This is a genomic window from Micromonospora sp. NPDC047812 (assembly GCF_040704175.1).
GTDB lineage: Bacteria > Actinomycetota > Actinomycetes > Mycobacteriales > Micromonosporaceae > Micromonospora.
Genome location: NZ_JBEYRY010000007.1, coordinates 207,213 through 232,573 on the forward strand (window position 1 = coordinate 207,213; position 25,361 = coordinate 232,573).

Genomic DNA, 25,361 nt, shown 5'->3' on the forward strand with positions numbered 1-25,361 from the left:
AACCTCGTGCAAGAAATCCTTCGAGGGGGACCGATGAGAAGGACCACCACCTGGCTGGTGGGCCTCGCCACCACGGCGGGGCTCACCATCACACTCGGCTCGGCGGCTGTGGCCCAGTCGGCGCCGGCCCCGCGGCCGCAGGCGCAGTCCGTGGCGGTGTCGGCCGTCGGTCCGCAGCCCGGCACCTTCGTCGGGAAGGGCTTCGACACCTGCACCGCCCCGTCGCAGTCGGCGATGGACGCGTGGCGCGCCAGCTCGCCGTACCGCGCGGTGGGCATCTACATCAGCGGGGCCAGCCGCACGTGTGCGCAGCCCAACCTGACCGCGACCTGGGTCACCAACCAGACCGCCAACGGTTGGCGGCTCATCCCCATCGAGCTCGGCTACCAGGCGCCCTGCGGCACCCGCACGCCGAAGATGTCGGGTGATCCCGGCACCGCGCGGTCGCAGGGCCGGACCGCCGCCGACAGCGCCGCCAACGCCGCGCGGGCGCTGGGCATCGGCGCCGGCAGCACCATCTACAACGACATCGAGCACTATCCGACGACCACGGCGTGCCGCGCCGCGGTGCTGTCGTTCCTGTCCGGGTGGGTCGAGCAGCTGCACACCCGGGGCTACCTGGCCGGCATGTACTCCAGCGGGTCTTCCGGCATCAGGGACGTCTGCCTGGAGTACCACAACCCGAGCTACACCAGGCTGGACCAGATCTGGATCGCCTGGTGGAACGGCGTGGCCGACACCGACGCCGGCGCCTACTGCTCGGACGCGTACTACGCGAACCACCAGCGGCTGCACCAGTACGCCGGGGACGTGACGGAGACCTGGGGCGGCGTGACGATGAAGATCGACCGCAACTACCTGGACGTGAGCACGTCTGAGCAGCCGCCACCGCAGCAGTGGAGCACCACGATCGACAACACCACCTCCGGCCGGTTCACGGCGAGCGCCAACTGGAGCACGTCGTCGTACTCCGGCAGCCGGTTCGGCACGGACTACCGGTTCGCGAACCCGACGTCGGCCAGCGACGTCGCCTGGTACCGGGCGAACATCCCGGCGACGGGGAGCTACGAGATCTCGGTCTGGTACCCCGCCGACCCCGGATACAACAGCCAGACGCCGTACCTCGTCGCCACCGCCTCGGGCAACCAGTCGGTGACGGTCGACCAGCGGGTCAACGGCGGCCGGTGGGTGTCGATCGGCGTGTTCACGCTCGCGGCCGGCGACGCCAACAAGGTCGGGGTGAGCCGCTGGACCAGCGGCAGCGGCTACGTGGTCGCCGACGCGGTCAGGATCACCCGGGCCTGACCCGCCGTCTCCCGGTTGACGTGGTCCGGGCGGTGTCCCCGACAGGGGTCGTCCGCGCCGCCGGCGTCACTTGCCCGCTCCTCCCCCGCGCCCTGCGGTGCTCAGGGACGACCGGTCGCCGGGCTCGGGGGACCGAGGGTCTCACCCTCGACCAGCTCGCAGGGCAGCAGGCGCTGGTGCTCGCTGCTCCGGCCGTGCAGGATGTCGTCGAGCACCTCGATGGCCTGCCAGCCCATCTCCCTGCGGGCGATGTGGAAGCCAGTGAAATCGAGGTCGGTCTCGGCCTGACGGGTGGGATCGCCGAGGGCCACCAGGGACAGGTCACCGGGCACGGACAGACCTCGGGCCCGCGCCGCCTCGGCCACCGCCGCCGCCTCGACCAGTTCCTCGCAGAAGACGGCGGTGACCCCGGTCGGGCGCAGTGCGTCGAGCAGTTCCGCCGAGGTCCTGCCGCCGACCGGCTCGTGTCGACCGTCCACTCCGGTCTCCCGGACCGCGGCGGTGAAGCCGGCGAGCCGGTCGGTGGCCGACTCGGCGCCCGCACCGGCGCCGACGTACGCCAGCACCCGGTGTCCAAGGTCGACGGCGCGGCGGACGAGGGCGGCGGTGGCCTGGGCGTAGTCCGCGCCGACATAGGGCACCGGACCGCCCTCACCGGAGGGTAGGTGGGCGTCGTCGCGTCGACCGACGGACACGAAGGGCATGTCGCCGGCGACCATCCGGGCCAGCTCGTCGCGGGGAATCTCCCGACCGAGCAGTACGCATCCGTCGGCGAGCCGGATGCGGTTGTTGTCGTGGAAGATCCGCCGGCTGCCGCCGCGCACGGGGGCGCTGGTGAACAGCAGCAGGTCGCATCCGATGCTCTCCGCGCACGCCTCGATGCCGGACAGGAACGGGTGGTAGAAGTTCGCGCTGGTGCTCGGGAACACCGACTCGTAGGTGAACACGCCCAGGATCTGGTTGTGCTGTCGCAGCAGCCGCCGGGCGAGCGGGTCGGCGACGTAACCCGTCTCGCGGATGACGCGCAGCACCCGTTCCCGGGTCTCCGGGGCGATCCGCCAGGCCGCCTCACACCGGTCGTTGAGCACGAGTGACACGGTCGTCTGGCTGACCCCGGCCATCCGCGCGATCTCGTGCTGCGTCAGCCTGCCCCGCCCTGCGGACACGAATATCGGCCACCTTCTGAAGCGTCGCGTATCGAGGATTGTCGCCGTGGATGCTGCCGGGCCCGCAGAACCGGTGTCAAGGGCGACCAGCGAGAGTAATACGTATTACGGGCTCCGGCGGTCTTGACCCGGGGTTCTTGTTGATCCAAGACTCAGCGCATCCCCCGGCAACGCAAGGAGCCGACATGCCTGATCACACCCTGTCCCGCCGCGGCCTGCTCCGGGCAGCCGGCCTCGCCGGCGCCGGCCTCACCGGACTCGCCGCCCTCGGATCCCCGGCGCACGCCCGGCCGAAGACCCCCCGGCTCGGCCGGATCGCCCTGGTCCCGCTCGACGACCGGCCCTACACCTGGTACGCCCCGCAACAGATCGCCACCGGCGCCGGCTACGACACCGTGCTACCGCCCCGGGAGACCCTGGGTCGGCACTTCACCCCCGGCGACGGCCGCGCCGTCGGCCGGTGGCTGACCTCGTCCACCACCCAGGCCGACGCGCTGGTCGTCGCCCTACCGATGCTCGCCTACGGTGGACTGCTCAACTCCCGCAACAGCTCGGTACCGGAGGCCGAGGCGTTCGCCCGGCTGACGGCGGTACGGGCCGTCCGGGGGCGCCGCCCGCACCGGCGGCTCTACGCCTTCGACACCATCATGCGGCTCACCCCCGAGGGGCCGTGGCGCAACGAGCTGCGGGCGTGGGCCACGGTGAAGGACGAGGTCGACAACCTCGCCATGGTGGAGAAGCGCCCGCAACTCGACGCGTTGGAGTCCCAGATCCCGGCCGACGTGCGCGACGACTACCTGGCCACCCGGGCGCGCAACCACCGGCTCAACCTGACGATGATCGAATGGGCGGCCGAAGGGATCTTCGACTTCCTCGTGGTGGGCCAGGACGACGCGACCGGCCACGGCCTGCACCGACCCGAGTCCCAGGCACTCGCCGCCCGCATCGCCGAGCTGGGCGTCGAGGACCGGGTGGTGATCTACCCGGGTGCCGACGTGGTGGCCGCCCTGCTCATCACCAAGATCGCCGTCCGGGACGCCGACGTGCGCCCCCGGGTGAGCGTCGAGTACTCCCGGGCGCCGGGCGAGACCTGGACCGCCCCCTACCAGAACATCCCGTACGCCCGGCTCATCCAGGGCTACGTCGACATCCTCGGTGGCACGGTCGTGGACCGGCCGGAGCACGCCGACCTGGTCCTGATGGCCAACACGGGTGGCAGTTCCGCGTCGGTGGCGCCGTTCGCCGACCGCCTGGTCGCCCACGTGCGGGCCGGACGCCCCGTGGCCCTGGGCGACGACGCGATCGCCGGGCACTCCGACCGGCGTCTGCTGTCCCTGCTCAACGGCCGGATCCGGTACGTCGAGCTGGCCGGATACTCCGGCTGGAACGTCGGGATCAGCCTTGCCCAGGCGACGTCCCGCTGGGCGCTGCGGCAGCGCTCGGTCCGCGGTGACCTGCCGCCCGGTGCGCCCGGCACCCTCGGCGAGCCGGTCCTGGCCGCCCGGCGGGCCCTCCTGCACGACGCGGCCCGAGCCAGCATCGAACTGTCCGTCTCGGAACTGGTGCAGACCGATTCGTACCGCAACGACGTCCGCGCGGCCACCACCGCCTACGCGTCCGCGCTGGGCGAGCCGGACCCGCAGAACATCGCGACCCACTTCCCCGAGATCAACGCGTACGCGGTCGACAACACCACCCGGCACGCGCAGAAGCTGTTCGCCGACGAGTTCGCCGGGGCCACGCTCGTCCTGGGCAGCGACGGACGGGCGCCGGTGACGGCCCGCGTGGACCGGCTCGACGCCTGGCACCTCTACCTGCCGTGGAACCGCACCGGCGAGATCGCCGCCGAGCCCCGGATCGTCCTGACCCCGGACGGGGGGCCACGGTGAGGGCGCGGGCGGCCGCGCTGCTGGCCGCGCTCGTCGTCGGCGTCGCGCTGCCGGTCCCGACCGCGCCGGCCGCCGCCTCCGCTGCCGTCCCCCTCGTCGACAGCTACTTCGACTGGCTCGTGGCGTCGTACGACGGGGTCCGCAACGGGTTGCGCCGGGACGTCGAACACGTCCACGGCGACCAACTCGTGATAGCCGGCCGAGCGTGCACCACGGCGAGTCCGTGCACCATCGGCGGACCGCGGCAGAGTACCGCCGCCTGCACCTCGCTGCAGTTCATCTCGGTCTATCTGGACCAACGGGCGGCGTACGAGCAGCGGTCGCTGTCGAGCGTGGAGACCGGACTGGTCGACGAGTTCGCCGGCGCGGTGCTCGCCCACCGGCTGCCCAAGGACCCGAACGCGCCGAAGATCTTCGACGACGCGGTGGCGAGCACCCCGGACGGCCAGATCCGCTACTTCACCTCGTTCGGCAACGCGGCCTGCGGAGAGGCGCTGCTGGCCGCCCACGAGGCGACCGGCGCCGCCACCTACCTCGACGCCGCCACCGGCATCGGCGAGTTCCTGCTGCGGATGCAGGACCCGCGCGCCTACTACCAGGCCTACGGCGTGCATCCGTTCGTCGACGGGCTCGGCCAGCCCACCACCCCGCCGGGCGGCTACGTCGACCAGATCTCCAGCTGGAGCAACCTCTACTCGACGATGTCCACCTGGAACCTCACCGCGATCGCGTTCCTGCAACGGCTGGAGACGGCCGTGGCGCCGCCCGACGACCGGTACGGCCAGTCGGCCGCCACCGCCCGGCAGTTCCTCGGCACGGGACTCCAACTCGGCGCGGACTGGTACACCTTCGACTTCGACTCCCCCACCACCAGCCAGAACCGGGTGGTCGCGCAGAGCGCGTACAGCGCGGACTGCCGTGACAACCGGTGGCACCGCAAGGGCTCCTGCGCCTACACCGGCGGCCAGATCGCGGGCGGGACCCTGGGCACCGACATGATCGAGTACGGGCTGGCCGGACTCTACGACCACGAACGCCAGCTCCACGGCGCCAGTGCCGCGGCTGCCGCCGTGACGAGCCTCTACACCACGTACACCAGCCTCCCGGGCTGGCACACCGCCTCGGCCAGCGACCCGCTCGACTGCGTCGACGACACGGCGGCCGGCGCCGTGGACCCGTACTACCCGCCGGACAACCAGGGTCCGACGCCGTCGGGTGACGCGCGGGACTACGACCCGCACCTGTCCTTCGGCGGCTTCTTCCGCCTCACCCCGCCCAACGAGAACGCCGAGGCGAAGTACTACGACATCGTCGGCTTCGGCATCCTCGCCGAGCTGCGCGAACAGGTGGTGCCAGCCAAGTTCGCCGCGGGTTACCAACGGTTGCAGCAGGCGGACCGTCAGGACGCCCTCTACGCCCTGCTCGACCGTTCGCTGGCCGCGATGTTCCTGCCCGCCGGGGACGCCGACGACCTCGACGGTGACGGCGACACCACCGAACAGCTGTGCAAGGGCACCCGGGGCACCCTCCCCGTCGCCCACAACGGCCTCGGCATCCTCAAGGCGGTCGGATACGCCGGCACCCGGTGACCGCGCCACCGAGCGCCGAACGATGACCCCGTGCACCACCACCACGACGAAAGTGAACCGATGCGTCGCGACAGACGACTGACATCCCGTGTCCTCAGCATGATCACCACGACCGCGGTGACCCTCACCCTCGCGGTCGCCCCGCCGGGCTCACCGGCCGCGGCCGCCGCGGCGCCGGCAAACCTGGGCCGGCTCGCCGTCGTACCGCTGGACGACCGGCCGTTCACCGCGCACACGCCGGTGGCGGTCGCCGAGGCCGGCGGGCACGAGGCGCTGACACCCCCGAAGGACCTGCTCGGCGAGTACTTCACCTACGGTCAGGCCGATGCGGTCGGCGCCTGGTGGCGCAAGGCCGCCGCCGACGCGGACGGCTCGGTCGTCGCAGCCCCGATGCTCGCCTACGGCGGCCTGGTCGCCTCCCGGACCTGCCAGACCAGCCTGGCCGACGCCCGGCGGCGGCTCTCCGTGCTCGACGAGGTGAAGCGGAGCAACCCCGACAAGCCCCTGTACGCCTTCGACGTGATCATGCGCCTCACCATCGAGCCGACCAGCAGCTACCCGGGCGTCCACTCCGGCCCGATCCGGCGCTGGGCCGTCTTGATGGACCAGGTGGAGAACCTCGGCCAGGAGGAGCGCCGGGCCGAGTACGAGCAGGTCGCCAGCGAGATCCCCGAGGAGATCAAGGCGGACTTCCTCTGCGCCCGGGCCCGGGACCACCAGATCAACCGGGACATGGTCCAGCGGGTCGCCGACGGCACCATCGACTACCTGATCCTGGGCCAGGACGACGCCACCGAGCACGGCCCGCACCGCCTGGAGAAGGCGGCCCTGGCGGCGCTCGCGGCGAAGCTCGGGGTCGAGGACCGGGTCAGGATCTATCCGGGCGCGGACATCCTCGGCGCGCTGCTGGTAGCCAAGCATGTCACCGAACGGCTCGGCGCCGCCCCGACGGTCGACGTCGAGTGGTCCCGCACCCCGGGCGAGAAGTGGGTGGCGCCCTACCAGGACGTCCCCTACGCCACCCTGGTCGACGAGTACGTGCGTACCCTCGGCGCCCGACGCTCGGACGGTCCCGACGCCGACATCCTGCTGATGGCGAACACCGCCGGCGGCGGAAACCTGGAACCCTTCGCCGACCGGATCCACGACGCGGTGGCCCGGGGCCGGCTCGTAGCGGTCGGTGACGACGCGCTGGCCGGAAAGGTGGACGGCGAGCTACGTACGCTGCTCGCCCCCCGGGTCCGCTTCGGGGAACTGGCCGGGTGGTCCGGCTGGAACATCGGTCTGTCGATCTCCCAGTCGGTGGTCCGCGCGGCGCTGTTGCAGGCGAGCCGGACCGGACGCCTGCCGGGCTTCCCGGGCCAGGCGAAGGGGATCCCCTTCCAGGAGGCGCGCCAGGGCATCCTGCTGCGTGCCGCCACCGCGCACGTCGAGTTGACGCTGCAGGAGTTGGCCCACACCGACGTCTACCGCAACCAGGTGCTCAGCCAGGTCCAGGCGTACGCCCGGGACAACGGCGACGATCCGCAGTACATGACGAAGGTGTTCGAGGGCGCCAACCAGCTCGCGGTGCAGCGGACCAGAGGCCTCGCCGACCAGCTCTTCGCCGACGAGTTCGCCGGCACCCCGGTCCGCGCCGGCAACGACGGCCGGCACGAGGTGACCGCGGTCGTGCACCGGCTGGAGTCCTGGCAGATGACGCTGGCCTGGTCGCGCTACCAGGAGCTGGAGGCCTTCCCCACGCTCGCACTGAGCACGGCCCCGGCCGATCGCGGTGCGCTGCTCACCGTCTCGGCCCTGCCGGTGCGCATCACGGTCCGGCCGGACTCGGACGTGGACACCCGGATCACCGCGGTGCTGCGCAACGACGTCGGCGCACCGGTGACGGCCCAGCTCGGCGCCGTCGTCCCCGAGGGGTGGGTCGCCCCGGCGCCGACCGAGGTACGGCTCGCGCCGTTCGCGGTGGTGGAGGTCCCGTTGACGGTGGGGGTCCGCGGGCTCGCGGCGGAGCAGAGCGCCACCGTCACGGTCGACGCCCCGCACGGGACGCGGCCGGACCAGCCCCGCCAGTTAGCCGCGAGTGCCACCACGACCGTCGGTGCGGTGTGGCGCAACGTGGCGCTGGCCGCCGAGGGCGCCGAGGCGACCGCGTCGGGCTGGTGGCGGCAGTACGTGCCCTCGCACGTGATCGACGGCAACCGGGTCAGCTCCGGCAGCCGCTGGATCACCGAGCCGGCCGACAGCCACTGGCTGCAGGTCGAGTTCGCCGGTGCGGAGCTGGTCGACACCGTGCGGTTGCACCAGTACGGCGGGTACGAGCTGACCTCGTACCGGATCTCCGGGCTGGTCGGCGGCGCCTGGCAGGTGCTCGGCGAGGTCACCGGAAACACGACCCAGGTCACCACGCACACCTTCGCGCCGGTCCGCGCGACCGCGGTCCGCCTCGACGTCCTCGCCAGCCGGGACAGACAGGCCCGGCTGTACGAGGTCGAGGTGACCTGCCGCGACGCCTCCTGCGGCTGACGCCGACACCGCCGGTCCCGCGGGCCGACGTCGACGGCACCGTTTCGCCCAGTCCGGTCACCGGGTGGCTCCCCGCCGCCCGGTGACCGGACGGGCGGTCGGTGCGCGTGCCGCCGGGTCGGCCGTGCGGGGCGCCGTGCCGACAGGTGGACGACGGCCGCCCCCTCCGACGCGGGCCAGGACGCCCAAGAGAAATCGATTCCCTGCCATATAGGATCTCAGGGCCGACCACTCTCGGACGGCGGGCCGCAACGGACGGTGGTGCCCGCGCGGTCGCAGCCGGGGTCCGGTGCGGGACAAGGACGTGAGACACCGACAGGGGACGACCGCATGACGACCATCTATGACGTGGCGCGGGTGGCCGAGGTCTCGGCGTCGACGGTGTCCCGGGTGCTCAACGGGCACTCGTCGGTGGATCCGGACCTGGCCGCGCGGGTCCGCCAGGTGATGCTCGACCTGGACTACCGGCCCAACGCGGTGGCCCGCAGCCTGCGCCGGCAACGCACCAGCCTCTGGGCGGTGATCATCTCCGACATCGGCAACCCGTTCTTCACCTCGCTGGTGCGCGGCATCGAGGACGTGGCGCAGGAGGCGGGCTTCTCCGTGGTCCTCTGCAACGGCGACGAGGATCCCGAGAAGGAGACCCGCTACGTGACGGCGGCCCTGGCCGAGCGGATGGCGGGCGTGATCATCTCGCCGTCGGGGCGACCGGCCCTGATCAACCGGCTCACCGAGGCCGGGATGCCGGTCGTGGCCATCGACCGGCAGCCCCACGGAGTGGCCGTGGACACCGTGCTGGTGGACAACGTCCACGGCGCCGAGACGGCCACCGCCCACCTGATCGCCAGCGGCTACCGCCGGATCGCCTGCGTCACGGGACCGCGTCGGATCTCCACCGCCGTGCAGCGGCTACGCGGATACCAGCAGGCCCTGCGCGCGGCCGGCCGGAGCGTGCCGGAGGACCTCATCCGGTACGCCGACTTCCGGGAGGACGGCGGCTACCAGGCCATGGCGTCCCTGCTGAACGCGGCCGAGCCGCCGGACGCGGTCTTCGTCACCAACAACCTGATGACGGTGGGCGCGGTGGAGTGCCTGGTCGACAGGGGTGTCGTCGTGCCCACCCGGTGCGGCGTGGTCGGGTTCGACGACATCCCCTGGGCCCACCTGGTGCGGCCCTCGCTGAGCACCGTCGCGCAGCCCACGTACGACCTGGGGCGGGCCGCGGCGTCGCTGCTCACCGAGCGGATCGCCAACCCCGCGAAGGCGTCCTCGACCGTCACCCTGCGCACGACCCTGCGGGTCCGCGAGAGTTCGGTCCGGTCCCTGCCCCGGGCGAACGGGCAGCCCGCGGACGGCGCGGGTGGGTCCGCCCGGGCCCGGTGAGCCGGCGTCGCGGAGGCCCGCCCGGGATCACAGCGCCACGTCGCCACACAGGTGCACCCGTACCCCCATCGCGTCGAGCATCGCGGCCTTGACCCGCAGGGCGCGGTCGGCGGCGTCGGCGTCGTCGGCGTAGACCACGTTGACGTGGTTGGCCTTGTGCCGGGCCATCAGCTGGTCGCGGCCCACGCCGTGCAGCACGGCGTGCATGATCGGCCACTGCGGGGTGGTGGCCCGCAGCCGGCGCCGCGTCTCGGCGGCCGGCAGCTCCACCACGGTGCCCCGGCCCAGGTCGGCGTGCAGCACCCCGTCCATGATGAAGATCCGCGACCAGACGATCTCGCCCGGCCGGGAGACACCGCTCAGGGTGCCTCCGCCCAGCGGGAAGTACATCGGCGGCTGCCGCATGCTGTACGACCGGTCGTAGCCGCCGTTGTGCGAGGCGGGCACCGAGCCGGAGATCTCGAACACCCAGACGAAGTCCGACCCGTACGACTCGCCCCAGCGGATGTCGTGCAGGGTGGTGGCCGGGTCCATCCCCATCGCGGTCCAGATCCGGTTGGTGACCAGCGAGTCCACCGCCACGCCCTCGTCGACCTCGTTGAAGTGCGGCAGGGCCCGCCCCGCGTACAGCTCGCGCGAGCCGTCCCGGCTGGTCACCGGCGGCCGGGTCACGTCGTTGAGCAGCCCCTCGGCCAGGTCGCTCGCCGGGACGGTGTCCTTGAGTCCCTGCTGGTACTGGATGCCGACGGCGTCCAGGCCGAAGTCGTCGGCGATGCGCAGCGCGGCGACGTACATCTTGAACTGGCTGAGCAGTTGGGCGTCGGTCAGTTCGGTGGCCTCGTCCGTGCCGGTGTGGAAGGTCATCCCGGCGGCGTCGAGCCAGGCCCGCACCGCGTGCGCCTCCTCGTCGGGCACCCGCGACATCTCCGCGACCAGCGCGCTCTGCGACAGCCGCTCCTTGTAGATGCCGAGCGGGTTGAGCAGTTCGTCGTCGATGATCGCGTTGTACATGCCCATGCAGCCCTCGTCGAAGACGCCGATGACGGCCGGTCGGCGCCGCAGCTGGCGGGCCAGTGCCACGCCGAGTTCGACCTCGTCATCGGAGGGCAGCGGCGGCAGGTCCCGCACGTGGCTCTCGTCGTGGACCACCTCACCGGTCTCCAGCCAGGCCTTCAGCCCGTCGCGCGCCCACTCGTCGGTGAAGTCCTCGCTCCACAGCGCCGAGTACCGCACGCCCGCCTTGGTGAGGCTGCCGGCGAGGTTCAGCAGGCCGACCAGGCCGGGAAACTCCCCGCTCCAGTTCGCCACGAGCAGGATCGGGCCGCGGTGGGCGCGCAGCCCGGCCAGCACGTGGTGGCTGTACTGCCACACCGCCTCCACGACGACGAGCGGGGCGTCGACCGGGATCTGTTGGAAGATCTCGATGCCGGCGCGCTGGCTGTCGATGAAGCCGTGGCCCGCGTCGGCGTCCACCGGATGGGCCCGCCGGGTCTGCCAGCCCAGGGCGGTGACCGCGTCGGCGAGGTCCGCCTCCAGGCGTTGCTGGGTCGGCCAACCGGTGACGTTCGCGGCCGGGCGAAGGTCGCCGCTGGCGACCGTGTAGACCGTCCGGGGGGCGGCGGCCGGCGGATCGACCAGCACCGGCATGGTGTAGTTGCTCACGGGTTGACTTCCTCCACTGGCTCGTCGGTACCTGGCTGGGGCGGGGTCGCGAGGCGCGTCTGCCGGGCGGCCAACGCGTGGGCGACGGATTTCGAGCCGGCGTACAGCTGCCGGTATAGCCCGTACAGCTCCGCGTAGTCGGCGGCGAGGGCCGGGCGCGGCTCGCGGACCTCCCGGATCGGGTTCCACCGGTGGATGTCGACCCGCCGCACGGCGCCGGCGGCGAGGTACGCGGCGCCGTAGCTCGCGCCGATGGTGACCGACGGGATGTGCTGAGCCCGGCCGGTGACGTCCGAGACGATCTGCGTCCAGAGGCCGCCCCGGGTGCCGCCGCCCACCGCCACGACGCGTCGGATGTCGCCGCCGGCCGCCTCGATCGTCTCGATGTTGTGGCGCACCGCCAGCCCGGTCGCCTCCAGCGCCGCGCGGTAGATGTCGCCGCGCCCGTGCGAGAGCGTCAGGCCGGCGATCACGCCCCGGGCGTCGGGATCGAGGATGGGGGTCCGCTCGCCGGCGAAGAACGGCAGCATGAGCAACCCCCGCGCGCCCGGCCCGGACAGCTCGGCCAGGCGCAGCAGCTCGGGGTAGTCGGCCTCGTCGAACAGCTCCCGCAGCCATCCGGTGATCGCGCCGGAGGTCGCCATGCCGCCGGCCAGGTTGCGGGTGCCCGGCAGCGCGCCGACCGTGCCCCACAGCGACGGGCTGGTCAGCCGGTGCGGCACCGTGTGCACGAGGAACATCGTGGTGCCGTACATGAGCATCAGGTCGCCGACGCCCTGCGCGCCCACGCTGACCGCCTCCGACCAGGCGTCGATCGTCCCGGTCACGACCGGGGTGCCGGCCGGCAGCCCGGTGGCCGCGGCGGCCCCGGCGGTGACCGCGCCGGCCACGTCGCCGGGCCACCGCAGCTCGGGCAGCTCCAGCCCGGGGGCGATCTCGTCGACCCAGGGCCGGTACCAGCCCTGCGCCGCGCTGTCGTACAGCGGCGTGCACTGGCTGGCCGAGTGCTGGTCGAGCAGGTACCGGCCGGTCAGCCGGAAGACCAGCCAGGAGCTCGGCATGAACAGCCGCCGGGCCCGGGAGAACAGCTCCGGCTCGGCGTCGGCGACCCAGGCGACCTTCGCCCCCGCCGCCTGGGTCGACAGCGTCGAGCCGCACCGGCGCAGGATCTCGTCCGCCCCGAAGCGCTCGGTGAGCCGGGCGATCTGCGGTGTGGAGCGGGTGTCGACGCCGTAGAGGATCGCCGGACGCAGGGGCGTGCCGGCGGCGTCGGTGAGCAGCACGCACGGCCCCATCCCGCTGACCCCGACCGACACCACGTGGGCGTCGCCGGGGGCGAGCAGCTCACGGGTGAGGGCGACGAACTCGTCCCACCAGACGCGGCCGTCCATCTCCACCCAGCCGGGTCGCGGCCGGTCCACCCGGTGCTCCCGCACCGCGGCGCGCAGCACGCGCCCGGTCAGGTCGACCAGGACGCCCTTGCTGCTGGACGTGCCGATGTCGACCCCGAGCACCGCGGCCACCGTCATGCAGGTCTCCCCCGATCTTCCAGGTCCGGGTCGTGGCCCGTCGGGCCGTGCCGGCTCGGCGGTCAGGCGACGCCACCGAGCTTCGCGTACGTCTCGGCGGCGTTCTCCCTGGTGATCCGCATCGTGTCGAGGGTGGTGGCACGCGGGACGTCCTTGTCGCACTCGACCAGGATCCGGCGGGCGAGGTCGACGGCCTCCCGGCCGCCCGTGGCGTACTGGAAGGTCGCCGCGAGCCGGCCCTGCTCGACGGCCTTGATGCCGCCCGACGGCACCGGCAGCGCGTCGATGCCGGTGAACTTCACCCTCGTGTGCAACCCGGCCGCCTTCGCGGCCAGGTACGCGCCCTCGGCCATCGGGTCGTTGTGGGCGTAGACGGCGGCGGCGTCCGGATGCGCCTTGAGCAGCGCGTCGGCGACCGACTGGCCCTTCTCCCGCAGCCAGTCCCCGGGCTGGGAGGCGACGACCTCGATCTTCGGGTTGCCCGCGATGCCCTCCCGGAAGCCCTGGGCGCGTTCGGCCGCCGGCGTGGAGCCGGGCAGCCCGGCGATCTCGATGACCTTGCCGCCGGCGGGCAGCAGCGTGCTGGCGTAGAACTCGCCGGCGGCCCTGCCGATGGCGACGTTGTCGCCGCCGATGAAGGCCGTGTACGCCTCGCCCTCCACCTTGCGGTCGAGCACGATCACCGGGATGCCCCGGTCGTACGCCTTGCGCACCACCGCGGTCAGCGGCTTCGCCTCGTTCGGCGAGATGATCAGCAGGTCGACCTTCTGGGTGAGGAAGTTCTCCACGTCGGCGACCTGCTTGCTGTTGTCCTGCGCCGCGTCGGAGACCACCACGGTGAACCCGGGGACGGACTTCGCCGCCGTCTGCACGTCGTTGTTCATGACCTGCCGGTAGGGCTCGGCGTTGTTGGCCTGCGACATGCCGATGAGGAAGTCCTTGCCGGCGCCGCAGTTCGCGGCCGCGGCGTCGCCGCCGTCGGACGGCTTCTCCACGCTGCACGCGCTGGAGGTGACGAGCGCGCCGGTGCACAGCAGCGCGAGAAGGACGGTACGGGTGCGCATGATGACGCTCCTTGTTCGGTGGCGGTTCAGACGATGCTGCGGCGTAGCTTCTGCAGCCCGGCGGCGGCCACGATCACCAGTCCCTTGATCAGTAGCTGCACGTTGGCGTCGATGTTGTTGAGCGCGAGGATGTTGTTGAGGATGCCGAGCAGCAGCGCCCCGGCGAGCGTGCCGCCCATCGAGCCGGTGCCCCCGGCCAGGCTGGTGCCGCCGATGACCACCGCGGCGATGGCGTCCAGTTCGTAGCCGGCGCCGTCGTTGGGGCTGCCCTGGTTGAGCTGCCCGGCGTGGATGATGCCGGCCACCGCGGCGAGCAGGCCCGCGATCGCGAAGACCGCGACCTTCACCCGCAGCACGGGCACGCCCGAGAGCCGGGCGGCCTTCTCGTTGCCGCCGATGGCGTAGACGTGGCGGGCGAACGCCGTCTTGCGCAGCACGACGATCGCGGCCACGCCGATGCCGATGAACAGCACCGCCGGGACGGGCAGCACCCCGTTGACGGTGCCGTTGAGGATCTCGAACGCCGGGGGTGCCTCCTGCGGGCCGTCGCCGTAGGCGATCGGGATGCCGAGCCCGCCCGACCAGATCCGGGCGAGGCCGCGCGCGACCTGGAGTCCCGCGAGGGTGACGATGAACGACTGGATGCCGAGCCGGGCCGTCGCGTAGCCCTGCAACGCACCGAAGAGGGCGCCGATCAGCAGGACGACGGTGACCGCGGGCAGGATGCCGAGCCCGGAGTCGACCATCAGCGTCGCGGTGCCGACGGCGGAGAGACCGAGGACGGCGCCGACGGAGAGGTCGATGCCGCCGAGCAGGACGACGAACGTCATGCCGATCGCGATGATCCCGATCTCGGACACCGCGCGGACGATGTTGCCGAGGTTCTCCGTGGACAGGAACAGGATCTCGCCGTTGCGGCGGGGCGACACGGCGATGGCCAGCACGAACACCAGCAGCAGCGCGAAGAGGCTCTGCACGGCGAAGAGCCGCTCGACGAGGTCGCCCCGGCCGCCGGGCCGACGCCACCGGCCGGCGCCGGCCGCCGGGCCGCCGCCAGCCGGCGCGAGCGGGGTGCCGGGCCCCTGGTCCGGTGCGCGCAGGTGGGTCATCGGTCGTCCCTTCCGGCGGCCGTGCCGCCCATGGCCGCGGTCAGGATGTCCTCGCCGGTGCACCCGTCGGCCGGGAGTTCCGCGACGGTCCGCCCCCGCCGCAGGACCACGATCCGGTCGCAGACGCCGGTCAGCTCGGGCAGCTCCGACGAGGCGAGCAGGATGCCCATCCCGTCGTCGGCGAGCCGGCGCAGCAGCCGGTAGATCTCCGCCTTGGCGCCGACGTCGACCCCGCGGGTCGGCTCGTCGAGCAGTAGCAGGCGGGGGCGGGTGAGCAGGTGCCGGGCGAAGACGACCTTCTGCTGGTTGCCGCCGGAGAGCGAGCCGACCGGCGCGGCGGCCGACAACGTCTTGATCGCCAACGTGGCGACCTGCTGGCGCACCGCGTCCCGCTCGCGTCCGTTGCGGACGACCCCGACGGTGCTGAGCCGGCGCAGGGCGGCCAGCACGATGCTGCGGCCGACGGGATGTTCGAGGACCAGGGCGGAGCGGCGGCGGTCCTCCGGGACGAAGCCGACGCCGGCGCGCAGCGCGGACCGGGGGCCCCGCGGGGCGTACGGGCGGCCGGCGAGTCGGACCAGGCCGCTGCGGCGACCGGGCGGGCCCGCGCCGTACAGGGTCTCCAGCAGTTCGGTGCGGCCCGCCCCCATCAGGCCGGCCAGGCCGACGATCTCCCCGGCGCGGACGGTCAGGGTGACGCCGGCGGGTTCGCAGCGCCCGGGCCGGGTGCCTCGGGGCCGTACGGCGAGGTCGTCGACCTCCAGCACGGCGGGCCCGGCGGGGCTCGCCGCACCGGCGCCGCCGGATCCCGCGCCGAACAGCGTCTCCGCCGGGCGGCCGACCATCAGGGTGATGATCCGCTGCCGGTCGGCGCGGTCCGGGCGCAGCGTGCCGGCCACCTCGCCGTTGCGCAGGACGGTGGCCCGGTCGGCGATGTGTTCGATCTCCTCCAGCCGGTGGGAGATGTAGACGACGGCCACGCCGCGCTCGCGCAGCGCGCGGATGGTGGACATCAGCCGCCGCACCTCGGCGTCGGCGAGCGCGGCGGTCGGCTCGTCCATGATGAGCACGCGGGCGTCGAGGGAGAGCGCCTTGGCGATCTCGACGAGTTGCTGCTCGCCGACGCGCAGCGAACCGACGGGTCGGCGCGGATCGATCTGCGCGCCGAGCGGGCCCAGCCAGTCCCGGGCGGCGCGGGTCATCGCCCGCCGGTCGAGCGTCCGCAGCCGGGTGCGCGGTTCCCGGCCGAGCACGAGGTTCTCGGCCACGGACAGCGCGGGCACCAGGTCGAGTTCCTGGTGGATCGTGGCGATGCCGGCGGCCTGGGCGGCGGCCGGGCCGGCGAAGCGCGCGGGCGCACCGCCGATCGAGATCTCCCCGTCGTAGTCGGTGACGACGCCGGAGAGGATGTTGATCAGGGTCGACTTGCCGGCCCCGTTCTCCCCCAGCAGGGCGTGGACCTCGCCGGCGCGCAGGGTGAGGTCGACGCCGCGCAGGGCGTGCACCCCGCCGAAGCGCTTGGCGATGCCGGACATGGCGACGATCACCTGGTCGCTCATGCGGGCCTCCGAGGGAGATCGGAAATCGATTTCTGGCGAAACATAGAGGAGCGTCTAATTGATGTCAAGGCCCCGGTGCTCACGGCACGGCGTTGACTGCCGCGTGGACGGTCTCGGCGAACGCGGTGTCCCGCGCCGTCCCGCTGGCGGCGAACCGCCACGTCCCACCCGGGTACGACCCCGCCGGCCACGCGGTGCCCCCGTTGCGCCACAGCGGCTGCCAGGCCGCCATCGCGTGGCCGGCGTCGTACCAGGTGTTGTCGCCGCGCCACGCCGAGGCCCAGCGGTGGGCGGCCACGAGGGACAGGTTCGCCCCGGAGGTCATCGTCCAGGTCGGCATCCCCGTGACGTCGCCCGTCGGCCGCGCCGCGACGGCGGGATCGCCGACCGACGGCAGGGCACCGTCGACGTTGAACGCCACCTCCCAGACCGGCGCGGTCGTCGGACCCGTCACCGACCAGGTGACGTCGCTCTGCAACGCCGGCCCGCTCCAGCGCGGCGCCACCGTCAGCAGCCAGTCGGCGGTGACCGGCTCGTCGCCCATCCGCATGCCGACCAGGTTGATCCGGGAACCGTCGGCGGAGACGTCGACCCGGGCCGGCGGGCCCGCCCGGTCCGTGACGTCGAAGCGGCCGACCGCCAGGTAGGGCCCGGTCCCCCGGTGCGACGAGTCCAGCGCCGGCCGGTACGCCCCGCCGCCGGCCGGATCGACCGCCAGCGACGCGATGCGGGTGTGCGGCCAGGTGCGTACGTCGGCGCGCAGGAAGCCGGTGCTCACCTGGTAGCCGCGGGCGACGACCTGAGTGGACCAGGTCAGCGGAGCGAGCCACAGCCCGCCCTGGCCCCAGCCGGCGTGGCTCAGGTACCAGTTCCCACCGTCCACCACGACCTCCGCGGCGTGCGCGTCGAGCACGGTCACCTTCTCCGCCCCGTCGAAGCGCAGGGGGTCGCGGCTGCGGTAGACGGCGGTGCGCCGGTACGCCGCGCCGTAGTCGGTGCCGTCGCAGCAGACGAAGAGGTACCACCAGTCCCCCCGGCGCACCACGAACGGCGACTCCGTCTGCCCGGCGGCGCGTCCGGTGTGCGGCGACGCGTACGCGACGCCCCGCCCGCTCCAGGTCCGCAGGTCGGCGCTGGTGCGGTACGCGACCACGTGGTTGCCGCCCTGCGGGTCGGAGGTCGCCGTGTAGTACATGACCCAGCGGTCACCGACCCGGGTCACCATCGGGTCGCGCCCCTCCCAGCCGTCGGTGAACAGCGGGTTGGCCGGGCTGCGGGTCCAGGTGAACAGGTCGGTCGAGGTGGCCAGGTGCATGCGGTAGTTCGCGTAGTCGGGGCTGCCGGCCGCGTAGAACATGTGGTAGACGCCCTGGTCGTAGACGACGTGGGGTGCCCAGATCCACTGTTCGCCCCTCGCCGGGTCGGCCGTCAGCGCCGGTCGTTGCTTCGTCCACGGCCCGGTGGGCGTGGGCGCCGTGGCGTGGCCGAAGCTCTTCTCGTCCTGGGGCGCGCCGGGCTCCGCGTGGGCGATGGCGAAGGCGTGCCACAGCCCGGTCCGCTGGTCGCGCACGATCGTGTGGTCGTTGTAGTACCACGCCGTCGGCTCCCCCACGCCCGGGTCGTAGACCCGGGTCAGCGGGCCCCGCGCCGGCGTCTCGGCCACCGTCTCGTACGCCGTGGTGGTGACCGCCGCCAGCGGGCCGACGCGGCGCAGGGTGACCGTGTCCAGGCCCGCGAGGAAGCCAGTCGAGGACGCCGAGCGGCCGGTCACGGTCACCGTCAGCCGGTGGGTGCCGGCGGCGAGCGAGGCAGACCCCAGCGGTACGGCCTCGACGCGCCGCACGGTCGGGGCGTAGCCGTCGAAGAGTTGACCGACGGCCACGCCGTCGACGGCGAAGCGCAGGGTGCCGTAGTCGGCGGCGCGGGTGAGCACGCCACCGATGTCGTACTGCCCGGCCGGCACGGACGGCAGCGACACGGTGACCGAGTCCCCCGCCCGGACGGCGCGCAGCCACAGCTGGCGGCCGGCCGACCAGGCGATTCCGCAGCAGTTGGCCTGCGCCTCGACCGGGGCGGTGGACGAGGTCACCGCCAGCGACTCCGCCTCGGCCCGTACGACGTCCTCCGCGGCGGCCGGTCCGGCCGGGACGGTCACCAGGGCGGCGCCGAGCAGGAGCACCGCGAGCATCCGGGGCGCGCGCATCACGACACGCTCGGCCGGGGCAGGTCGGTGCCGGGCGCGAACTGGTCGTGCCACCGGACGCCGGCGCCGAAGCCGCCGCCGGTCGACAGCGCCACGTACGTGTCCGCTCTGGTTCCCCGGGTGTACGTCACCACGTCCGCCCTTCCGTCTCCGTTGAAGTCACCGATGCCGGGCAGCTCGTCGCCCACCGCGAACCAGTCGTGCCACCTGCCGGCCTGCGCGACGAACCGCGTGCCGTCGGAGAGCGCCACGAACACGTCGCCGGTGGTGCCCCGGGTGAAGGTCACGACGTCGTCGCGCCCGTCGCCGTCGACGTCGCCCAGCGCCGGGATCTGGTCGCCGGGCGCGAGCGAGTCGTGCCACTTCCAGCCGTCCTCGACGAACCGGGTCCCGTCGGAGAGGGAGACGAACACGTCGCCGGTGGCGCCCCGGGTGAACGTCACGACGTCGTCGCGCCCGTCGCCGTCGACGTCTCCCACCGCCGGCAGCTCGTCGCCGAGCGCGAAGTGGTCGTGCCACTTGACGCCGGGGCCGAAGCCGTTGCCGGTCGACAGCGCCACGTACACGTCGCCGGCGCCGCCCCGGGTGAAGGTGATGATGTCCGTACGCCCGTCGCCGTTCACGTCGCCGACCGCGGGGACCTCCGTACCGGTGGCGAAGAAGTCGTGCCACTTGGCCCCGGCGGCGTAGGTCGTGCCGGTGGAGAGCCCCACGTAGACGTCGGCGCTGTCGCCGCGGGTGAAGGTGATGATGTCGGCCCGCCCGTCGCCGTCGACGTCGCCGGTGAACGGGATCTCCTCGCCGACGGCGAAGTAGTCGTTCCAGGTCCGGGCGTCCGGCACGAACCTGGTGCCGTCCGACACCGACGTGGTCACGTCGGCGGTGGCACCCCGGGTGAACGCGACGGCGTCGTCGCGGCGGTCACCGTTGGCGTCGCTGGTGTTGCGGGTGCGGGTGGTGGCCGACACCTCGGCCGAGGGCGCGGAGGCGTTGCCGGCGCCGTCGACCGCGACGACCCGGTAGTGGCGGGTCTGTCCGGCCGGCAGGGGGCCGTGCCGGAAGGTGGTCGTCCGGGTCGTGCCCACCAGGTTGGCGGGGGTGATCGCGACGCCGGGGTTGCGCGAGGCGTAGACCCGGTAGCTGGCGACTCCCACGTCGTCCGGCGACGCCGACCAGGACAGGCCGAGGGCGTGCACCCGACCGCCGGCCAGGCCGAGCCCGGTGACCGCGCCCGGGGCGGTGGCGTCGAGGAACGGGGGGACCATGCTGTCGGCCTCGTACCGGGCCGCCGTCCAGGCCGGGGCGCCGGCCGCCGGGGTGAGGGTGACGGTGACCGACGGCCGTCCGGCGGTCAGCGCGGCGGGGAGGACGAACTCGTCGGCCGACCAGCGCTGCCGGTCGTTGCCCAGCGGTTGGCGCCACACCCCGGCCGGCCGGCCGTCGACCGACACGGCGACCTGCTGGTACGCGCCGGCCTGGTCGCCGTGCCGGCGCAGCCGTACGCCCTGGTTGGCGGGGTCGACGGCGAGCCGGAAGCTGGCGGCGCCGCCGGTGGCGCGGACCTGGCCGGTGACGGCGACGTTGTCGTCGTCGCCCTCGTACGGGCTGGTCAGCGGGTACTGGGTCCCGAAGTCGGTGTACGCGTGCGCGGCGCGGCTGGCCGCGTCGCCGGTGACCAGCGTGTCGGTGCGGCGCAGGGCGACGGTCGGCTGGGTGTAGAGGAAGGCGGTCGAGGCGTAGTTCGCCGGCATGTCGTTGGCGGGGCCGTGCTCGATGCCGAAACGCAGCGCCGTGGCGTAGGGCACCGCGTCGCCGATCATCAGCCGGTACATGGCGTCGCACTCGTCGACGCAGCCGCCGGAGCGGAACAGGTGGGCGGTGTTGCCGGTGAAGACGCCGCTGTACTCGCCGCGGTTGAAGTACCACCCGGACTCGTAGAAGTCCTCGGTGCCGGTGCCGTAGATCTGCGGCGTGGGTGAGCCGTCGACGTGGACGCGCTCGTCGCCCTCCAGGTAGTTACGGGTGTTCCCGCCGATGATGTGGCCGCGGGCGGTCTGGGACACGCCGACGAAGCGTCCCCGGCCGGCCTGCTCGGCGACGATCCAGTCGCTGCCGCCCGTGGTCTCGGCGCGGCGGGACTGGGTGGTGAAGTAGCCGGCGGCGCCGTCGGGGGCGAGCGCGCCGGTCCAGGCGGTGCCCGGCGCGGTGGTCACCTCCGCCTGGACGCCGCTGACGGGGGCGCCGGTGGTGTTGGTGACCGACACCGTCGCGGTGGAGCGGAACGGCATCGGCCACCAGGCGCTGTACCAGCCGCCCGGCGCGGAGTCCATGGCGAACAGCAGGGAGCGGACGGAACGCTCGCCCAGGCCGGCGCCGAAGAACTCGCCCACCGGGCTGTCGACCGTGTTCCGCCCGTCGAAGGTGATCCGCAGCCGCAGGCCCGTCAACGTCGAGGCGGTGGCCGCGGCGTCGGGCAGCCGCAGCCGCAGCGCCGTGACCGCGGCGGGACCGGTGAGCGTGGCGAGCGTCGCCTGCCCGCCCGCCGGGACGTCGACCCGGGCGGTCCTGGTGCTCGCGCCGGGCTGGCTCGGCTTCGGGTCGCGCTGGCCGGCGGCGCGCAGCTTCTCCACCACGTCGGTGGCGGGGTCGGTGGGGTCGAACGTGGACACGCCGACCGCGTCGGCGAACGTGCGGTAGGTGACGTGGTGGAAGAGCGGGTTGGACTGGGTGGTGATCCGCATGGACTCGCGGTAGGGCATGGGGACCTTGACGGTGACCCCGCCGGAGGTCTGGTCGGCGTTGGTGACCAGCGGGAACACGAACGGGTGGCCGAGGCCACCGTCGACGAGGCGCTGGAGGTTGGTGTCGACCACCGTGACGCCGTCGAGTTCGACGCGGATCCAGCCGGTGGCGCTGACGTTGCCGTCGTCGCGGGTGAACCAGATCGACTGCACCTCGCCGGCTCCGTGGTCCTCGGCGATCACGCAGCCGCCGGACTGGCGCAGGCACGAGTAGGTGCCGACGAAGCCGTCGTCGTTGGAGCCGTCCCGGGCGAAGCTGGAGAACTGCCGGGTACGGCTGCCGGCGGCCAGCTCGGGCAGCCGGTCGAGGCGGCGGTAGACGTCCCAGCCGACCGGGCCCTTGTCGTCGACGACGGCGAGCGCCCCGGCACCGCGCGGGGTCGGGGCGGGCTCGGCGGCGTACGCCCCCGTCGGCGGGATCACGGTCGCCAGCGCCGCGGCCAGAGCCAGCCAGCGGCGGAGGTGGGGCTTCATGGATGTCCCTCCAGGGTGACCGTCGGGGCCGCGAGAAATCGATTGCTCGGGAGTTAACCGGGGGACATCGCGAGATGTCAATACTTTACCGCCACCGCTCAGTTGCCGAAGGAAGATTCCAGGACGCATTGACAGCCGTCAGGGTCCTGGCGATACTCCTCGGCAATCGATTTCCCACCGACGAGGAGGTGTCGACGCGGCGGCGCGTCCGTCAGCCCGGCGGCCCTCCTGGCGGCAGCGCACCCCCGTGGCGGAACCGCTCGCCGCACCGCTGACACCCCTCAGAGGAGCATCGTGAGACGTACTCCCCTCGCCCTGCTGGTCGGCCTCTGCACCGCGCTCGCGTCGGTCGTGGCGACCGCGCCGGCGCAGGCCGACGCTCCGATCGGCACGCTGGCCTGTTCCTCCATCCCCGCCAACCACGACCCGGCGATCAGCGTGATCGTCTACCGGGTCGCCCGTGCCCACAACGTCAACGACAAGGTCATGCTCTCCGCGTTCGAGGCCGGCTGGGTCGAGTCGCACATGAACAACCTGCCGTGCGGCGACAAGTCCTCGCTCGGGGTCTTCCAGCAACGATGGGACTACGGCTGGGGCACGCCGGAGCAGATCATGGACCCGGTCTACGCCAGCACGCAGTACATCACCCGCGCGATCGTCTGCGACCGGAACAACCCCCGCTACACCGCCGGTCAGGTCGCCCAGTGCGTGCAGCGCTCCGGCTTCCCCGACCGCTACGACCAGGTGGCGACCAAGGCGCGGACCCTGCTCAACGAGGCGGTACGGACCCACGCCATCGCCGGCGGCTCCGCCACCGACGTCAGCGGCGACGGGCGCGACGACATCGTCAGCTTCACCCAGAACGCCCTCGCCGACGTCTACGTCAGCACGTCCACGGGCGCGGGCTTCGCCGGGACCTCGGTGAAGTGGAACGACTTCTTCTCCATCGGCGGCGAGACGGCCTCGACCGGCGACGTCGACGGCGACGGCAGGGACGACGTCGTCACCTTCGCGCACGGCAACACCGGCGACGTATACGTGGCGCTGTCGAACGGCACCAGCTTCGGCGGCGGCCAGAAGTGGCACGACTGGTTCGCCCCCGGCGCGGAGATCGGCGCGGTCGGCGACGTCAACGGCGACGGACGCGCCGACATCGTCGCCTTCACCCACAACGCGGCCGGCGACGTGTACGTGGCGCTGTCCACCGGCTCCTCGTTCGCCGGAACCGCCGTGAAGTGGCACGAGTACTTCTCCATCACCGGGGAGTACCCGGCCCTGGGCGACGTCGACGGCGACGGCAGAGACGACATCATCACCTTCACCCAGGGCCCCGACACCGCCTCCGACGTCATCGTCGCCCTCTCCAGCGGCAGCGCCTTCGGCGCCTCCCGGAAGTGGCACGACCTGTTCGCCGTGGGCGCCGAACTGCCCCGCGTCGGCGACGTCAACGGCGACGGACGCGACGACATCGTCACCTTCACCTGCGACGCCAACGCCGACGTCTACGCCGCCACCTCCACCGGCACGTCGTTCGCCGGCACCACCGTCAAGTGGAACGACTTCTTCTGCCTCGCCGGCGAGTTCCCCTACCTCGCCGACGTCAACGGCGACGGCAAGGACGACATCGTCGTCTTCACCAAGGGCACCACCAACGACGTCTACGTCGGACTCTCCACCGGCACCGGCTTCGGTGCCAGCGCCAAGTGGCACGACTTCTTCGGCCTGAACGGCGAGACCACCCTGTGACCCGCGGACGGGAGACCACCATGAGACCCAGCAGACTCTCCTGGCGCGGGGGCGCCGCCGCCGTCCTCGCGGCGGCGCTACTGAGCCCCGTCGCGCCGGCCACCGCCGCGCCGGCCGGGCCCACCGGGCCGCTGGACACGGCCTTCACCCGGGCGGCCGGCGAGTTCGACGTGCCCAGGGACCTGCTGGTCGCCGTCGGCTACGGCGAGACCCGGCTCGACGGGCACGAGGGGCGGCCCAGCCAGGCCAACGGCTACGGCGTCATGCACCTGGTCAGCAATCCCCGGCAGCGCAGCCTGGAGCGGGCGGCCGAGCTGACCGGGCAGCCGGTGGCCGCCCTGAAGTCGGTGACCTCTGCCAACATCAGGGGCGGCGCGGCCCTCCTGCGGGACCTCGCCGACGCCGAGCGGCTCACGGCCGCCGACCGGGACCGGCTCTCCGCCTGGTATCCGGTGGTCGCGCGGTACGCGCACGCCGCCGACGACGCGACGGCCCGCCTGTACGCCGACCACGTCTACGACCTCCTGCGCGACGGCATCAGCGCGCCCTCCGTGCGGGTCGCGCCCCGGCGGGTGCAGCCGGAACTCGGCCGCTACGCCCGCGTCGCCCCCGCCGGGACGGCCGCACCGGCCGCCCTCGCCGCGGCGGTGCCGGAGTACGCGCCGGCGCGGTGGATCCCGGCGTACGGCGGCAACTACGCGACGGGCCGCTCCTCGCGGATCACCACGGTCGTGGTGCACGTGACCCAGGGCTCGTACGCCGGCACGATCAGCTGGTTCCAGAACCCGTCGGCGGGGGTGAGCGCGCACTACGTGGTGAAGTCGAGCAACGGCGAGATCACCCAGATGGTGCGCGAGGGCGACACCGCGTACCACGCGCGCTCGGCCAACCCGTACTCCGTGGGCATCGAGCACGAGGGCTACGTCGACAACCCGAGCTGGTTCACCGAGTCCATGTACCGCTCGTCGGCCGCGCTGACCCGCTACCTCTGCGACAAGTACGGCCTGCCGAAGAACCGCACCGCCATCCGGGGCCACCACGAGCTGCCGGGCAACGACCACACCGACCCGGGACCGCACTGGAACTGGAACCACTACATCGCGCTGGTCAACGCCGGCGGCGGGTCCGGCGGCCGGTATCTGGCGGGTTCGCCGACGGACTTCACCGGCGACGGACGCGACGACATCGTCGCCTTCACCCAAGGCACCCTCAACGACGTCTACGTCTCCACCTCCACCGGCACGAACTTCGCCGGCACCTCCGTCAAATGGAACGACTTCTTCGGCCTCAACGGCGAAACACTGCTCACCGGAGACTTCAACGGCGACAACCGCGACGACATCGTCGCCTTCACCCACG

The 25,361-nt window shown here is 72.9% G+C and carries 15 protein-coding genes; 7 read left to right on the forward strand and 8 right to left on the reverse strand.

Features of this window, described 5'->3' with window-relative positions; all coding sequences use genetic code 11:
• Positions 1–33 precede the first annotated feature (33 nt).
• A complete protein-coding gene (locus AB0883_RS24495) occupies positions 34–1,305 on the forward strand; it encodes a glycoside hydrolase domain-containing protein (protein ID WP_366643569.1) in 1,272 nt (423 codons plus the stop codon).
• 101 nt (positions 1,306–1,406) lie between these two features.
• On the opposite strand, the gene AB0883_RS24500 is transcribed toward AB0883_RS24495, so the two are convergent.
• Entirely contained in the window at positions 1,407–2,471 is a 1,065-nt protein-coding gene (locus tag AB0883_RS24500) for a LacI family DNA-binding transcriptional regulator (RefSeq protein WP_366643570.1), read from the reverse strand.
• Positions 2,472–2,656: 185 nt separating this feature from the next.
• Here AB0883_RS24500 and AB0883_RS24505 point away from each other — a divergent pair, with 185 nt between their 5' ends.
• The 4 genes from AB0883_RS24505 (at position 2,657) to AB0883_RS24520 (ending at position 9,855) form a co-directional block, all read left to right on the forward strand.
• A complete protein-coding gene (locus AB0883_RS24505; RefSeq protein WP_366643571.1) occupies positions 2,657–4,360 on the forward strand; it encodes a DUF4127 family protein in 1,704 nt (567 codons plus the stop codon).
• Positions 4,357–5,949, forward strand: a complete 1,593-nt coding sequence (locus tag AB0883_RS24510) for a hypothetical protein (RefSeq protein ID WP_366643572.1) — start codon at positions 4,357–4,359, stop codon at positions 5,947–5,949. The genes AB0883_RS24505 and AB0883_RS24510 overlap by 4 nt, the downstream gene beginning before the upstream one ends.
• Positions 5,950–6,048: 99 nt before the next feature.
• The gene (locus tag AB0883_RS24515) at positions 6,049–8,472 is read left to right on the forward strand and encodes a DUF4127 family protein (RefSeq protein WP_366643574.1); all 2,424 of its coding nucleotides are present in this window, start codon (positions 6,049–6,051) and stop codon (positions 8,470–8,472) included.
• Between the two features lie 330 nt (positions 8,473–8,802).
• On the forward strand, positions 8,803–9,855 hold the full coding sequence (locus tag AB0883_RS24520) for a LacI family DNA-binding transcriptional regulator (RefSeq protein ID WP_366643575.1): 1,053 nt from the start codon (positions 8,803–8,805) through the stop codon (positions 9,853–9,855).
• A 27-nt stretch (positions 9,856–9,882) separates the two neighbouring features.
• On the opposite strand, the gene AB0883_RS24525 is transcribed toward AB0883_RS24520, so the two are convergent.
• The 7 genes from AB0883_RS24525 to AB0883_RS24555 all read right to left on the reverse strand — a co-directional run bounded on the left by AB0883_RS24525 (position 9,883) and on the right by AB0883_RS24555 (position 22,256).
• Positions 9,883–11,517 carry a fucose isomerase gene (locus AB0883_RS24525; RefSeq protein WP_366643576.1) on the reverse strand — a complete coding sequence of 545 codons (1,635 nt, stop codon included), beginning with the start codon at positions 11,515–11,517 and terminating at the stop codon, positions 9,883–9,885.
• A complete protein-coding gene (locus tag AB0883_RS24530; protein WP_366643577.1) occupies positions 11,514–13,046 on the reverse strand; it encodes an FGGY family carbohydrate kinase in 1,533 nt (510 codons plus the stop codon). The genes AB0883_RS24525 and AB0883_RS24530 overlap by 4 nt, the downstream gene beginning before the upstream one ends.
• 62 nt (positions 13,047–13,108) lie before the next feature.
• The gene (locus AB0883_RS24535; RefSeq protein ID WP_366643578.1) at positions 13,109–14,110 is read right to left on the reverse strand and encodes a substrate-binding domain-containing protein; all 1,002 of its coding nucleotides are present in this window, start codon (positions 14,108–14,110) and stop codon (positions 13,109–13,111) included.
• A gap of 26 nt (positions 14,111–14,136) precedes the next feature.
• Positions 14,137–15,219: an ABC transporter permease gene (locus AB0883_RS24540; protein WP_366643579.1), complete on the reverse strand. Its 1,083-nt coding sequence runs from the start codon at positions 15,217–15,219 to the stop codon at positions 14,137–14,139.
• Complete coding sequence (locus AB0883_RS24545; RefSeq protein WP_366643580.1) at positions 15,216–16,778, reverse strand: sugar ABC transporter ATP-binding protein; 1,563 nt, start codon at positions 16,776–16,778, stop codon at positions 15,216–15,218. The genes AB0883_RS24540 and AB0883_RS24545 overlap by 4 nt, the downstream gene beginning before the upstream one ends.
• 79 nt (positions 16,779–16,857) lie before the next feature.
• Positions 16,858–18,981 carry a family 43 glycosylhydrolase gene (locus tag AB0883_RS24550; RefSeq protein ID WP_366643581.1) on the reverse strand — a complete coding sequence of 708 codons (2,124 nt, stop codon included), beginning with the start codon at positions 18,979–18,981 and terminating at the stop codon, positions 16,858–16,860.
• On the reverse strand, positions 18,981–22,256 hold the full coding sequence (locus AB0883_RS24555; protein WP_366643582.1) for a DUF2961 domain-containing protein: 3,276 nt from the start codon (positions 22,254–22,256) through the stop codon (positions 18,981–18,983). The genes AB0883_RS24550 and AB0883_RS24555 overlap by 1 nt, the downstream gene beginning before the upstream one ends.
• 294 nt (positions 22,257–22,550) lie before the next feature.
• Here AB0883_RS24555 and AB0883_RS24560 point away from each other — a divergent pair, with 294 nt between their 5' ends.
• Both AB0883_RS24560 and AB0883_RS24565 read left to right on the forward strand, forming a co-directional pair.
• On the forward strand, positions 22,551–24,002 hold the full coding sequence (locus AB0883_RS24560; RefSeq protein WP_366643583.1) for a VCBS repeat-containing protein: 1,452 nt from the start codon (positions 22,551–22,553) through the stop codon (positions 24,000–24,002).
• A 20-nt stretch (positions 24,003–24,022) separates the two neighbouring features.
• A partial coding sequence (locus AB0883_RS24565; RefSeq protein WP_366643584.1) for an N-acetylmuramoyl-L-alanine amidase occupies positions 24,023–25,361 on the forward strand: 1,339 nt, incomplete at its 3' end.

What these genes read in the sequence shown, in the direction of transcription:
- AB0883_RS24515 (WP_366643574.1), top strand. Translation starts at nt 6,049, where the DNA reads ATGATCACCACGACCGCGGTGACCCTCACCCTCGCGGTCGCCCCGCCG.
- AB0883_RS24520 (WP_366643575.1), top strand. Translation starts at nt 8,803, where the DNA reads ATGACGACCATCTATGACGTGGCGCGGGTGGCCGAGGTCTCGGCGTCG.
- AB0883_RS24545 (WP_366643580.1), bottom strand. Translation starts at nt 16,778, where the DNA reads ATGAGCGACCAGGTGATCGTCGCCATGTCCGGCATCGCCAAGCGCTTC.
- AB0883_RS24495 (WP_366643569.1), top strand. Translation starts at nt 34, where the DNA reads ATGAGAAGGACCACCACCTGGCTGGTGGGCCTCGCCACCACGGCGGGG.
- AB0883_RS24535 (WP_366643578.1), bottom strand. Translation starts at nt 14,110, where the DNA reads ATGCGCACCCGTACCGTCCTTCTCGCGCTGCTGTGCACCGGCGCGCTC.
- AB0883_RS24550 (WP_366643581.1), bottom strand. Translation starts at nt 18,981, where the DNA reads ATGCGCGCGCCCCGGATGCTCGCGGTGCTCCTGCTCGGCGCCGCCCTG.
- AB0883_RS24555 (WP_366643582.1), bottom strand. Translation starts at nt 22,256, where the DNA reads ATGAAGCCCCACCTCCGCCGCTGGCTGGCTCTGGCCGCGGCGCTGGCG.
- AB0883_RS24530 (WP_366643577.1), bottom strand. Translation starts at nt 13,046, where the DNA reads ATGACGGTGGCCGCGGTGCTCGGGGTCGACATCGGCACGTCCAGCAGC.
- AB0883_RS24540 (WP_366643579.1), bottom strand. Translation starts at nt 15,219, where the DNA reads ATGACCCACCTGCGCGCACCGGACCAGGGGCCCGGCACCCCGCTCGCG.
- AB0883_RS24505 (WP_366643571.1), top strand. Translation starts at nt 2,657, where the DNA reads ATGCCTGATCACACCCTGTCCCGCCGCGGCCTGCTCCGGGCAGCCGGC.